The organism is Lysinibacillus sp. NPDC093712, assembly GCF_050280025.1.
GTDB lineage: Bacteria > Bacillota > Bacilli > Bacillales_A > Planococcaceae > Lysinibacillus.
Genome location: NZ_JBNNUU010000005.1, coordinates 41,454 through 54,672 on the forward strand (window position 1 = coordinate 41,454; position 13,219 = coordinate 54,672).

Here is a 13,219-nt window from a genome sequence, read left to right on the forward strand (position 1 = left end):
GAACTTAACCTTATCCATTATTCAAAAGACTTTACTGGCTCTTCTTCTGTATCAGGCTGTGGCGCAATATTAAGTGCGTCAGCTGGTTGAAGATCTTCTTCTTCGTCTAGATCGCGAAGCTCTACTTCTTCATCATTGATTGTTAACATTTTAACATCCATACCAAGAGATTGTAGCTCTTTAATCAATACTTTGAATGATTCTGGAACGCCTGGCTCTGGTACGCTTTCTCCTTTAACGATAGCTTCGTATGTTTTTACACGACCTACAACGTCATCGGATTTAACAGTTAAAATTTCTTGAAGTGTGTATGCCGCACCGTATGCTTCAAGTGCCCATACTTCCATCTCACCAAAGCGTTGTCCACCGAACTGCGCTTTACCACCAAGTGGTTGTTGTGTAACAAGTGAGTAAGGACCAGTTGAACGGGCGTGAAGTTTATCGTCAACCATGTGTGCAAGTTTGATCATGTACATAATCCCAACAGATACACGGTTATCGAACGGTTCACCTGAACGTCCATCATACAGAATTGTTTTACCATCACGGTTCATCCCTGCTTCTTCCATTGTTTCCCATACGTCATTTTCGTTGGCACCATCAAATACTGGAGTTGCCATATGAACACCTAAGTAACGAGAAGCCATACCTAAGTGTAGCTCTAAAACTTGTCCGATATTCATACGAGAAGGTACGCCTAATGGGTTTAACATGATATCTACAGGAGTACCATCTGGCATAAATGGCATATCCTCTTCTGGTAAGATACGAGAGATAACACCTTTGTTACCATGACGTCCGGCCATTTTGTCCCCAACGCGAATTTTACGTTTTTGAACAATGTAAGCACGAACTAATTGGTTAACACCTGGTGGTAACTCATCGCCGTCCTCACGGTTAAATACTTTGACGTCAAGGATGATACCACCCGCACCATGTGGTACGCGTAATGAAGTATCACGAACTTCACGTGCTTTTTCACCAAAGATTGCGTGTAATAATCGCTCTTCAGCTGTTAACTCTGTAACCCCTTTAGGCGTTACTTTACCTACAAGAATATCACCATCACGTACTTCCGCACCGATACGGATAATACCACGTTCGTCTAAGTTACGAAGTGCATCTTCCCCAACGTTTGGAATGTCGCGTGTAATTTCTTCAGGTCCTAATTTTGTATCACGAGATTCTGACTCGTATTCTTCAATATGAACTGAAGTATATACATCGTCTTTTACAAGGCGTTCACTCATAATAACAGCATCCTCATAGTTGTACCCGTTCCAAGTCATGAATGCAACAAGTACGTTACGACCTAGTGCAAGTTCACCATTTTCCATAGATGGACCGTCTGCTAAAATATCGCGAGGCTTCACACGTTCCCCAACTTTTACAAGTGGACGTTGGTTGTATGAAGTACCTTGGTTTGAACGAATGAATTTTTGTAATTTATATTTTGTTAAATCGCCTTTAACTTCTTTACCGTCGACTGTTTCAATACGTCGTACGTGGATTGAACGAGCTTCTACATGCTCAACAATACCATCGTATTTCGCTACTACAGCAGCACCTGAGTCACGCGCATCTACGTGTTCCATACCAGTACCAACAAACGGAGCTTCTGGATTTAAAAGAGGAACCGCTTGACGTTGCATGTTGGCACCCATAAGTGCACGGTTTGAGTCATCGTTTTCTAAGAATGGAATACATGCAGTCGCAGCAGAAACTACTTGTTTAGGAGATACGTCCATATAGTCCATTTGAGCCTTATTGAAAACTGTATTATCTCCACGGAAACGACCCACAATTTCATCATTTGTGAATGTACCATCTGGATTTAATAGCGAGTTCGCTTGTGCTACATAATAGTTATCTTCTTCATCAGCTGTTAAGTAATCAATTTGATCCGTTACTTTACCAGTTTCGTGATCAATACGACGATATGGCGTTTCAATGAATCCGAATTTATTTACTTTAGCGAATGAAGACAATGAGTTGATTAAACCAATGTTTGGACCCTCAGGTGTCTCAATCGGACACATACGACCATAGTGAGAATAGTGAACGTCACGCACTTCGAAACCAGCGCGCTCACGCGTTAAACCACCAGGTCCTAATGCAGATAGACGACGTTTATGCGTTAACTCTGCCAGCGGGTTTGTTTGGTCCATGAATTGAGATAATTGAGAGCTACCAAAGAATTCTTTAATAGACGCAATTACTGGACGAATATTGATTAATTGTTGCGGTACGATAGCGGCTGTATCATTAATAGACATACGCTCGCGCACTACACGTTCCATACGAGATAAACCGATACGGAATTGATTTTGTAATAGTTCACCAACAGAGCGCAGACGACGGTTACCTAAATGGTCAATATCATCTGTTGCTCCTACTTGGTAAAGTAGGTTGAAGAAATAACTTACTGAAGATAATACATCAGCAGGTGTAATATTCTTCACTTCTTCGTCAATGTAGGCATTGCTAATAACATTGATTTCTTTTTGCGCTTCATCTTTAGGTGCATAAATTTTAATAGATTGGATTGTTACGTCATCTTCAAGCACTCCGCCAACTTGTGATAAAGTGCGGTAGCCAATGCCTTTAGAAGTATCCTCTAGGTAAGGTAAAATCTTATCTAAAGTACGACGATCAAGTACTGTGCCCTTCTCTACTAAAATTTCGCCTGTTTCTGGATCAACAAGCGTTTCAGCAATCGTTTGATTGAATAAACGATTTTTGATGTGAAGCTTTTTGTTCATTTTGTAACGACCAACATTCGCTAAATCATAGCGTTTAGCATCGAAGAAACGAGAGTATAATAAACTTTTCGCACTTTCTACTGTTGGTGGCTCACCTGGGCGTAAACGCTCATAGATTTCTAAAAGTGCTTTTTCAGTACTTTCAGAGTTATCTTTTTCTAGCGTATTACGTAAATACTCGTTATCACCAATAATATCGATAATTTCTTGATCTGAACCGAATCCTAATGCACGAAGTAACACTGTTACTGGTAGCTTACGAGTACGATCAATACGTACATATACTACGTCCTTCGCGTCAGTTTCATATTCTAACCAAGCACCACGGTTTGGAATTACTGTCGCACCGAAGCCTTTTTTACCGTTTTTATCAGTTTTATCATGGAAATACACACTTGGTGATCGAACTAATTGTGAAACAATAACACGTTCAGCACCGTTGATAATGAACGTACCTGTTTCTGTCATTAATGGGAAGTCACCCATAAATACATCTTGTTCTTTCACTTCGTCTGTTTCTTTGTTGTAAAGACGTACTTTCACACGTAATGGAGCTGCGTAAGTAACGTCTCGCTCTTTACACTCATCAACATCGTACTTAGGATCACCTAATGCATAATCGATGAATTCTAATGAAAGATTACCTGTAAAGTCCTCGATCGGCGAAATGTCACGGAACATTTCACGTAAACCTTCTTCAAGGAACCACTCGTAAGACGCCGTTTGAATCTCAATCAGATTTGGAAGCTCAAGCACCTCTTTAATACGCGCAAAGCTTCTACGCTGGCGGTGTTGTCCGTACTGAACTAGTTGACCTGTCAACTCATTCACCCCTCAATAAAGCGATATTAGGTCTTTGCAAAATCATCCAAATAGTGTATGATTTCGAAAGACAAAAAGAAAACGAGTCTTCAAAAAGATCTCATTTTCGGTTAACTAAACTTATCTTGGCAAGTATACCCATATTAAATCATTCATATACCAAAAGGGCACACGACCTCAAAATAATATTTTTGCATTGTATCATGTTATCATAGCCGTTTTGTCAAGTCAATATTTTATACATATTTCATTTATTTTTTTGCACGCACTATCCAGTAGCCTTTTTTCTTATCCACAACATCGACTTCAGAAAATTTTTCTTCTAAATAGCTAACCGTTGATGGCGCACCTTGCTTCTTCTGAATTACTACCCATAACTCTCCAGAAGGCACTAACTTATTATAAGCACCATCGTAAAAGCGGAAAACCGTTTCCTTTCCTGCTCGAATGGGAGGATTGGTTAAAATAGCTGCAGCCTTCGCCTCATCATCGACATTCGATAGTCCGTCACTGACAAATATTCGTACATTTTGAACACCGTTTACTTGCGCATTTTTTTGAGAAAGCACAACAGCTCGTTCATTAATATCCATCATCAAAACAGTGCGCTCAGGGTTTGCTTTGGCAACAGATAACCCAATTGGGCCATAGCCACAACCTACATCAAATATCTCCCCATCTACATCAGGCACTTGAAACGCATCTATTAATACACGGGATCCAAAATCTACTTCGCTTTTACTAAATACACCTGCATCCGTTTCAAAGGAAAACGTATGCCCAAGTAACTTAAACGTCCAGTGACGAGGTTTACTTTCAGTTTGAGGCTTACTTGTATAATAGTGATCTGACATTTTCACGCCTCCTCAGAATGTAGAAAAAGCTCGCCATAATGACGAGCTTTCCTTTTGTATAGAAGTAATACGAGATTACTTAACTTCTACAGATGCGCCAACTTCTTCAAGTTTAGCTTTGATTGTTTCAGCTTCATCTTTAGAAACGCCTTCTTTAAGAGCTTTAGGAGCGTTATCTACAACTTCTTTAGCTTCTTTAAGACCTAAACCAGTGATTTCGCGAACTGCTTTGATTACTTTAATTTTTTCTGCACCTGCAGATGCTAATACTACGTCGAATTCTGTTTTCTCTTCAACTGCAGCAGCACCGCCAGCAACTACTGCTACTGGAGCAGCAGCTGTTACACCGAATTCTTCTTCGATAGCTTTTACTAAATCGTTTAATTCAAGAACTGTCATAGCTTTGATAGCTTCTAAGATTTGCTCTTTGTTCATTATAATTTCCTCCTAATTGGATATGTTTTAGTTTTTTTGTGCGGTCAAGCCGCGGAAGTTAAGAGACGTAAAGAATTACGCGCCTTGTTCTTCTTTTTGTTCTGCAACAGCTTTTGTTGCAAGTGCGAAGTTGCGCACTGGAGCTTGAAGTACAGATAAAAGCATTGAAAGAAGACCTTCGCGTGATGGAAGTTCTGCAAGTGCTTTAACATCTTCAACAGAAGAGATCGTACCTTCAATAATACCCGCTTTAATTTCTAAAGCTTCGTTTTTCTTAGCGAACTCATTGATGATTTTAGCAGGAGCTACAACATCTTCAGTTGAGAACGCGATTGCGTTAGGACCAGTTAATACTTCATTGATTCCTTCAACGCCAGCAGCTTCAGCAGCACGACGAGTTAAAGTGTTTTTGTAAACTTTAAACTCAACACCAGCTTCACGAAGTTGTTTACGAAGTTCAGTCACTTGTGCAACGTTAAGACCACGATAATCCACTACTACTACAGAAGCAGCGCCTTGGAATTTTTCAGTGATTTCTTGTACTTGTGATTGTTTGTTTTCGATTGCTTTGCTCATGATGACACCTCCTATTAGAATGGGTCATTTATACCGACAAAAGTAAAGCCTCTGGGTCATATAGACACAGAGGCTGAAAGTCATCATCTTTAAAATAAGAATCCGAATTCCGATGTCCTCGGTAGGATCATTAAGTGACAAGTCACTCCTACTGTCTACGGTACAAATGGATGATTCACAACAGCATCCATCTTACCAAAGATACGGATAACTGTCAATCGATTTATATAAAATTATTTTACTACTACGTTAGCAGCGTCAATTTTAATAGCTGGGCCCATTGTAGTTGTAACGTTTACAGATTTCATGTAAACACCTTTAGCTGCAGCAGGTTTTGCTTTTTGAACAACGTCAAATACAGTTAAGAAGTTTTCTACAAGTTTTTCTGTAGCAAAAGAAACTTTACCGATAGGAGCGTGGATAATACCAGCTTTGTCAGCGCGGTATTCTACTTTACCAGCTTTGATTTCTTCGATTGCTTTTGTTACGTCAAATGTAACTGTACCAGTTTTAGGGTTTGGCATTAAACCTTTAGGTCCTAATACGCGACCAAGTTTACCAACTTCACCCATCATGTCAGGAGTTGCTACGATTACATCGAAGTCAAACCAACCTTGTTGGATTTTTTGGATGTATTCTGCATCGCCTACATAGTCAGCGCCAGCAGCTTCTGCTTCTTTAAGTTTTTCACCTTTAGCGAAAACTAATACGCGTTGAGTTTTACCAGTTCCGTTTGGTAGTACTACTGCACCACGGATTTGTTGGTCATTTTTACGAGTATCGATTCCTAAACGGAAAGCAACTTCTACAGTAGCGTCGAAGTTTACTGTGCTAGTTTTTTGAGCAAGTTCAATTGCTTCTTGTGCGCCGTATACGTTGTTACGGTCGATTAATTTCACTGCATCTTGCAGCTTTTTACCTTTTTTAGCCATTATATATTTCCTCCTTGATTGTGGTTATAGCGGATTTTACCTCCCACGAATAAAGGTTGCGCGTTCACAAAGAAACTCCGCAACCTTCCAAAAACAAAAACATCAAGTAACTGGGATTAGTCTTCGATAACAATACCCATGCTTCGTGCAGTACCTTCAACCATTAACATAGCAGCTTCAACTGAAGCAGCGTTAAGGTCTGGCATTTTAGTTTCAGCGATTTCGCGAACTTTATCACGTTTAACCGTTGCAACTTTTTTACGGTTTGGTTCACCAGATCCAGATTGGATACCAGCTGCTACTTTAAGTAAAACTGCTGCAGGTGGAGTTTTCGTAATGAAAGTAAATGAACGGTCTTCGAATACTGAAATTTCAACTGGAATAATAAGACCAGCTTGATCAGCAGTACGCGCATTGAATTCTTTACAGAATCCCATGATGTTCACACCTGCTTGACCTAATGCAGGACCAACCGGTGGAGCTGGGTTTGCTTTACCAGCAGGGATTTGAAGTTTAACAACTTTAATAACTTTTTTAGCCACGAGACACACCTCCTTAAGTCCGTGATGTGGTAATTGGGTTGCCCCTCCCACTCAATATCTGTCTGTCAGCTAAGTGCCGATAACATTAAAATTATCATTACAGACGTCATCCGAAGTATGACAGTCTGACCTTTGAAATGATACCACTTTTAATTTTTTTAAGCAAGTAGTAATTAACAAAATCTGCGATATACGCTCAATCATACGTAATATTGTAACTAGAATGGAAAACTATAATTTTTGAATTTGTTCAAAATCCAGTTCCATAATCGTTTCGCGACCAAACATATCAACAGATACTTTCAGTTTTCCTTTTTCAGCGTCGATTTCTTCAACACGTCCTTGGAAGTGCGCAAATGGTCCTTCTAATACTTCAACTGCTTCACCAATAGTAATATCGATTTCAACAATTTTATCAGTCATGCCCATTTGCTCTAATAGACGATCTGCTTCTTCTGGTAATAAAGGTGTTGGTTTTGCCCCGCCACCTGATGAACCAATGAATCCAGTTACGCCTGGTGTATTGCGGACAACATACCAAGAATCATCTGTCATAATTAGCTCTACTAGGACATAACCAGGAAAGACTTTACGCATCATTGTCTTCTTTTTGCCGTCCTTCATTTCTGTTTCCTCGTGCTCAGGCACGATAACGCGGAAGATTTTATCTTGCATCCCCATTGTTTCAACACGTTTTTCTAGGTTTGCTTTTACACGGTTTTCATACCCTGAATACGTATGAACAACATACCAATTTTTCTCCATAACTGCTAGGACTACTCGTCCGTCCCTCCCTTACAAATAAAAGTGAAAATGATCGCGATATGCAAAAGTGCATCCTTTATTCTTTTCACAAACTTCCCAATAGAAAAACATAGCTTTCGCCGTAGCAAGCGAAAGCTCGATGATATATACCTAATTAGCATAGTCATCTATCGCTACCAACATACTTTCGCTGGTAGTCACACTTAATCATAATGAGAACATTTTACTGCTCTTCACTTAATAAAACAAACGAAAAAACCCGTTATTGTAATGGACGGGCTATTTTCAAAAGTATTAACATGCTCTTTTCTAAATTATAAATCTAAGTACCAGCGGAATAATGATGAAATACCTAAGTCTACTAACACAAAAAATAAAGCCATAATTACTACAGTTGAAATTACAACGACTGTATATTTCGTCAGTTCTTTACTTTTTGGCCAGCTAGTTTTTCGCATTTCCGACATTACGTCGCTGAAAAAACTTTTAATCTTGCCCATTCTAGCCTAACCTCCGAATCAATCATATCTGTCTATTTACAAAAATATTTTATAACGTTTGTTTATGCACTGTATGTTCATTGCAATGCGAACAAAATTTCTTTAATTCGAGGCGTACAGTAGTATCTCCCTTAGCAGGAAATGTGTAATTTCTCGATCCGCATTTTTCACAGTTTAGCACGACTTTCTTTGCCATGTAATCACCTTTTTTTTCGGCACTTTGTCCTTTAAAGACTAACACCTAAAATTGTCAATGTCAACAAGGGCAGGTGACCTCTAGGACATTTCCTCAAGCACTAAATGTCGCTCTAATTTCCGCTTTACTCGTTGCAAAGCATTATCAATTGACTTCACATGACGATTCAATTTTGCAGAAATTTCATGATAAGATTGCCCATCTAAGTATAGAGCTAACACTTGTAGCTCCAATTCACTTAAAATTTCACTCATTTTTTCTTCTAAATAACCAAACTCTTCTCTATGAATCATTAACTCTTCTGGATCATCCATAATAGCGCCTGTTAACACATCCATTAATGTGCGATCTGATTCCTCATCAAAAATAGGCTTATCTAAAGAAACGTAGGAATTTAGTGGAATATGTTTTTGCCTCGTTGCTGTCTTAATAGCTGTAATAATTTGTCTTGTAATACATAACTCCGCAAAAGCTCGAAAAGAAGCCAGCTTGTCCCCTTTAAAATCACGAACAGCTTTATACAAGCCAATCATACCTTCTTGTATAATATCTTCTTTATCAGCACCAATTAAAAAATAGGATCTCGCCTTTGCTCTTACTAACAAACGGTATTTTGTAATTAAAAAATCCAACGCATCTGTATTACCTTGATGCACCATTTCAATAAGCTCTTCATCATTGAATCGTTCAAAATCTTGTGTCACTTGTACAATACTATTTTTAAACATGGTATCACCTCAGCTACAACAGATAATTAGGAATAGTATAACGGAATTGGAAAATATGCGTCAATCAATCATTTTAATCCACGACGCCATTTTTCGAAGGCTAGCGCCACATCCGGCTTTAACTCAATGCGCGAAGGTGGCTTACTATCCTGCTTACGTTTTACATCGTGAGAAATTTTATGCTGGATAATGCTCATATCAATTTCCAGCTCTCTTGCCGATTTGCGTAGTGCACCATTACCAAAAATAACACTTTGCTCAGCCATATCGGAAGTTGCCACGTGAATTTGTACATGTCTTGCTTTTAGCTCATGTGTCATCTTTTCAATGCGTTCATCTGCTGTTTCATTTTTCCTTGTATAAATGATTTCGACACCATTCACTATATAAGATTGCTCCACACCCGGCACAAGATGGGCGTCAAAAACTACGATTACCCGCCATCCTATCGCCGCTTTATATTCAGCCATAAGCTCAATTAATCGCTTACGTGCATCTTCAAAATTTGTGTCACGTAATGGACGTAGCTCTTTCCAAGCTCCAATCATATTATAGCCGTCAACAAGCAAAATGTTTTTCATCGTTACTCATTCGCTTCTTGACGTTTACGATACACTTCGTACATTAAAAGTGCGGCAGCTACAGAAGCATTTAATGATGTGACATGCCCAACCATAGGCAGATGATATAAAAAGTCACATTTCTCTTTTAACAGGCGACCCATCCCTTTGCCCTCGCTACCAATAATAATAGCAAGTGGTAAGGTTGCATCCATTTTCCGATAATCCGCAGAACCTTTTGCATCTGTACCGGCAATCCATACGCCACGCTCTTTTAACTCATCTACTGTTTGTGCTAGGTTATTAACACGCACAACTGGTACATGCTCAATTGCTCCTGTAGAAGCTTTCGCCACAACCGCTGTCAAGCTCACTGAGCGACGCTTTGGAATAATTATACCATGAACGCCAATTGCATCTGCTGTTCGCATAATAGAGCCTAAATTATGTGGATCTTCTAACTCATCTAATATTAAGAAAAACGGATCTTCTTGTTTTTTTTGTGCCGCTGCAAATAAATCATCTAACTCTGCATAACTATACGCTGCAACAGAGGCAACAATTCCTTGATGATTAGCATCCGTTAATTGATCGACCTTTTTTTTCGGTACAAATTGAACAATTATGCCACGTTCACGCGCTAAATCAAGCAGTTCATTGACCCCTGACTTTTTAACACCTTCTGCAATCCATACTTTATTCATATCGCGGCCTGAACGAAGTGCTTCTAACACTGGGTTTTTACCGGCAATAATTTCACCATTTTGTTCTGCCATTATTTTGACACTCCTTTTAATTCCTCGATTATTTGAATAGCGTATGCAATGATGTCATAAACGCGTTCTAATTCACCTAGTAAATACAAGCTTCCGAGTACCGCCTCAAAGCCGGAGCTATTCCGGTATGTTTGTACATCTGTATTTTTTGGAACAGAACCGGACTTGGCATTGCGTCCTCGTCGGAACACTGCCAATTCCTGCTCTGTTAAAAAGTTTTCATCCATCATGCGATGTACAATCGTAGACTGTGCCTTTGCTGATACATAATGTGTTGCTTCTCTATGGAGTGTATTCGGCTTTACACGGCCACTACGCAGTAAATACTCACGGACCTTTTGTTCTAAAACCGCATCTCCCATATATGCGAGCGCTAATGCATTTAATTGCTTAACATCTTCATTTCGGAGTTTATCCAAGTTACTTACCCTCGTTTCCATCTTGTCCCTTGGCGTGTATCCTCTAAAATGATACCTTGCGCTTGTAAATGGTCGCGGATTTCATCTGAACGAGCAAAGTCACGATTTTTTCGTGCATCTACGCGTTCCTGCAAAAGTGCTTCAACCTCTTCGTCTAGCAGTTCAGCCTCTTTTGCAAATTCAATACCTAAGACGTCACCTAATACCTCAAAAGTTTCAACAAAAGTTAATAATACTTTTTCATCAGTATTCGTCTCATTCAAGTAAATATTAGCAATACGAGCTAATTCAAATAATACTGAAATAGCATTTGCTGTATTGAAATCATCATCCATCGCTTCTTCAAATTGTGCTTTTTGTGTAGCGATTTGTTGGAGCCATTCGTCCGAGTGTTCACCGAGACTTGCAGTAGCAGATAAGCGGTACTTAACGTTATTATAGGAAGTGCGAATACGCTCTAAACCAGTAGCTGCAGCATCTACTAAATCTTTAGCAAAGTTAATTGGGTGACGATAATGTACAGATAACATAAAGAAACGCAAAATTTGCGGATCAATTTGTTTACGAATATCGTTCACGAGCACAAAATTACCAAGGGATTTAGACATTTTTTCATTATCAATATTAATATATCCATTATGCATCCAGTAACGCGCAAATGTTTTATCGTTATGCGCTTCGGATTGCGCAATTTCATTTTCATGATGCGGGAATGTTAAATCTTGACCACCTGCATGTATATCAATTGTATCACCTAAATGCTCCCGTGCCATGACCGAGCATTCAATATGCCATCCTGGACGTCCGTTGCCCCAAGGACTTTCCCAATAAATCTCACCAGGTTTTGCTGCTTTCCATAATGCAAAGTCTAATGCATCGTCTTTTTTCTCACCCGCTTCGATACGTGCACCGATTTTTAAATCATCCACCGATTGATGTGAAAGCTTACCGTAGCCGTTAAATTTTCGAGTTCGGTAATACACATCGCCAGCCGATTCATATGCGTAACCTTTTTCGATTAACACTTTAATAAATTCAATAATGTCATCCATGTGATCCGTTACACGAGGATGCACATCGGCCTTTTTGCATCCTAATGCCGTAACATCTTCAAAATATGCAGCAATAAAACGGTCGGTAAGCTCATGAACTTCTTCACCAAGCTCGTTTGCTGCTTTAATAATTTTATCGTCCACATCCGTGAAATTTGATACAAATTTCACATCGTAGCCTTTATATTGAAAATATCGTCGTACAGTATCGTACACAATTACAGGACGTGAATTCCCAATATGAATATAGTTATAAACAGTCGGACCGCAAACATACATTTTAACTTTGCCTTCTTCTAGCGGTACGAAAGTTTCTTTTTGTCTTGTTAATGAGTTAAAAATTTGAATACTCATTGTGTTTCTCTCTCCTTTTGTAAGCGTCCGATTTCTTCTTGCAATGCTGCTATTTGCTTTTCGAAACCTTGACAACGTTCCTCTACAGGGTCAGGAATATTTTGATGGTCTAGTTTTTTCTCCAAACGAACGCCATCTCTCATCACTACTTTACCAGGGATACCGACTACCGTAGAATTTGGTGGCACTTCTTTTAATACGACTGAACCCGCACCAATTTTACTATTCTCACCAATTGTAATAGAACCTAATACTTTTGCACCAGTGGCAACTAACACATTATCTTCTAATGTCGGGTGGCGCTTGCCTTTTTCTTTCCCTGTACCGCCAAGTGTAACACCTTGATAAAGTGTAACATTATCACCTATCTCACATGTTTCCCCTATAACAACGCCCATGCCGTGGTCAATAAAGAAGCGACGACCAATTTTAGCACCAGGGTGTATTTCAATTCCTGTAAAGAAGCGACTTATTTGTGAAATCACGCGTGCGATAAAATAAAAACGTCTTTTAAAAAACCAGTGTGCCACACGATGCGCCCATGTAGCATGCAGCCCTGAATATGTTAACACAACTTCAAGTACACTGCGCGCTGCTGGATCATTTTCAAAAATAGTCTCTACATCTTCCTTTATTCTTTTAAACATCAAAACTCCCCCTTTTCGATTCAATGTGTGTTTGTGATCTCGACCACGTTATTACCAACCCTTACAATAACCCCACGCAAAAAATGACGTTAAAACCTATTGTTAATAGTAATGATTTCCCTTTTTTATCTAACACCAGAAAATCATAAAAAAATAATAAAAAGCGCCCCTATCATTCCTAAAAAGAAATGACAGAGACGCTGAATTTGCGCGGTTCCACTCTGATTGAAGGCGTATGCCTTCCACTTTGGACGTCCTATAACGGGAACGACCCGATAAAGCCTACTATTGTTCAGCTT

15 protein-coding genes and 2 other annotated features (1 of these 17 running past the window's edge) are annotated in these 13,219 nt (G+C 39.3%); all 15 genes read right to left on the reverse strand.

Annotated elements, in window-relative coordinates; translation table 11 throughout:
* Nucleotides 1–17: 17 nt before the first annotated feature.
* The 15 genes from rpoB to epsC all read right to left on the reverse strand — a co-directional run bounded on the left by rpoB (nt 18) and on the right by epsC (nt 12,920).
* Nucleotides 18–3,593, reverse strand: coding sequence for a DNA-directed RNA polymerase subunit beta (rpoB, locus tag ACQKNX_RS18160; RefSeq protein ID WP_427430064.1), 3,576 nt, complete (start codon nt 3,591–3,593; stop codon nt 18–20).
* A gap of 242 nt (nt 3,594–3,835) precedes the next feature.
* Nucleotides 3,836–4,438, reverse strand: coding sequence for a class I SAM-dependent methyltransferase (locus ACQKNX_RS18165; protein ID WP_427430065.1), 603 nt, complete (start codon nt 4,436–4,438; stop codon nt 3,836–3,838).
* A 75-nt stretch (nt 4,439–4,513) separates the two neighbouring features.
* Nucleotides 4,514–4,873 carry a 50S ribosomal protein L7/L12 gene (gene rplL, locus ACQKNX_RS18170; RefSeq protein WP_427430066.1) on the reverse strand — a complete coding sequence of 120 codons (360 nt, stop codon included), beginning with the start codon at nt 4,871–4,873 and terminating at the stop codon, nt 4,514–4,516.
* A gap of 75 nt (nt 4,874–4,948) precedes the next feature.
* Nucleotides 4,949–5,449 carry a 50S ribosomal protein L10 gene (gene rplJ, locus ACQKNX_RS18175; protein WP_010860619.1) on the reverse strand — a complete coding sequence of 167 codons (501 nt, stop codon included), beginning with the start codon at nt 5,447–5,449 and terminating at the stop codon, nt 4,949–4,951.
* Between the two features lie 32 nt (nt 5,450–5,481).
* Nucleotides 5,482–5,628: a sequence feature (ribosomal protein L10 leader region), on the reverse strand.
* 54 nt (nt 5,629–5,682) lie between these two features.
* Nucleotides 5,683–6,381 (reverse strand): 50S ribosomal protein L1, encoded by a 699-nt coding sequence (gene rplA, locus ACQKNX_RS18180; RefSeq protein ID WP_340821744.1) that lies wholly within the window; start codon nt 6,379–6,381, stop codon nt 5,683–5,685.
* Nucleotides 6,382–6,497: 116 nt separating this feature from the next.
* Entirely contained in the window at nt 6,498–6,923 is a 426-nt protein-coding gene (gene rplK, locus ACQKNX_RS18185; protein WP_004233593.1) for a 50S ribosomal protein L11, read from the reverse strand.
* Nucleotides 6,924–7,154: 231 nt separating this feature from the next.
* Nucleotides 7,155–7,688: a transcription termination/antitermination protein NusG gene (gene nusG / locus ACQKNX_RS18190; protein WP_139859436.1), complete on the reverse strand. Its 534-nt coding sequence runs from the start codon at nt 7,686–7,688 to the stop codon at nt 7,155–7,157.
* A 314-nt stretch (nt 7,689–8,002) separates the two neighbouring features.
* Nucleotides 8,003–8,188 (reverse strand): preprotein translocase subunit SecE, encoded by a 186-nt coding sequence (secE, locus tag ACQKNX_RS18195; protein WP_004233589.1) that lies wholly within the window; start codon nt 8,186–8,188, stop codon nt 8,003–8,005.
* Between the two features lie 49 nt (nt 8,189–8,237).
* Nucleotides 8,238–8,384, reverse strand: coding sequence for a 50S ribosomal protein L33 (gene rpmG, locus ACQKNX_RS18200; protein WP_340821740.1), 147 nt, complete (start codon nt 8,382–8,384; stop codon nt 8,238–8,240).
* 80 nt (nt 8,385–8,464) lie between these two features.
* Nucleotides 8,465–9,112 carry an RNA polymerase sporulation sigma factor SigH gene (sigH, locus tag ACQKNX_RS18205; RefSeq protein WP_427430067.1) on the reverse strand — a complete coding sequence of 216 codons (648 nt, stop codon included), beginning with the start codon at nt 9,110–9,112 and terminating at the stop codon, nt 8,465–8,467.
* 68 nt (nt 9,113–9,180) lie between these two features.
* The gene (locus ACQKNX_RS18210; RefSeq protein WP_427430068.1) at nt 9,181–9,693 is read right to left on the reverse strand and encodes an NYN domain-containing protein; all 513 of its coding nucleotides are present in this window, start codon (nt 9,691–9,693) and stop codon (nt 9,181–9,183) included.
* A 2-nt stretch (nt 9,694–9,695) separates the two neighbouring features.
* Nucleotides 9,696–10,448 carry a 23S rRNA (guanosine(2251)-2'-O)-methyltransferase RlmB gene (rlmB, locus tag ACQKNX_RS18215; protein WP_427430069.1) on the reverse strand — a complete coding sequence of 251 codons (753 nt, stop codon included), beginning with the start codon at nt 10,446–10,448 and terminating at the stop codon, nt 9,696–9,698.
* On the reverse strand, nt 10,448–10,867 hold the full coding sequence (locus ACQKNX_RS18220; RefSeq protein WP_427430070.1) for a Mini-ribonuclease 3: 420 nt from the start codon (nt 10,865–10,867) through the stop codon (nt 10,448–10,450). The genes rlmB and ACQKNX_RS18220 overlap by 1 nt, the downstream gene beginning before the upstream one ends.
* 5 nt (nt 10,868–10,872) lie before the next feature.
* Nucleotides 10,873–12,273 carry a cysteine--tRNA ligase gene (gene cysS, locus ACQKNX_RS18225; protein ID WP_427430071.1) on the reverse strand — a complete coding sequence of 467 codons (1,401 nt, stop codon included), beginning with the start codon at nt 12,271–12,273 and terminating at the stop codon, nt 10,873–10,875.
* On the reverse strand, nt 12,270–12,920 hold the full coding sequence (gene epsC / locus ACQKNX_RS18230) for a serine O-acetyltransferase EpsC (RefSeq protein WP_340821735.1): 651 nt from the start codon (nt 12,918–12,920) through the stop codon (nt 12,270–12,272). Before epsC ends, cysS begins: the two co-directional genes overlap by 4 nt.
* 190 nt (nt 12,921–13,110) lie before the next feature.
* Nucleotides 13,111–13,219: a binding site (T-box leader), on the reverse strand (it continues 109 nt past the right edge of the window).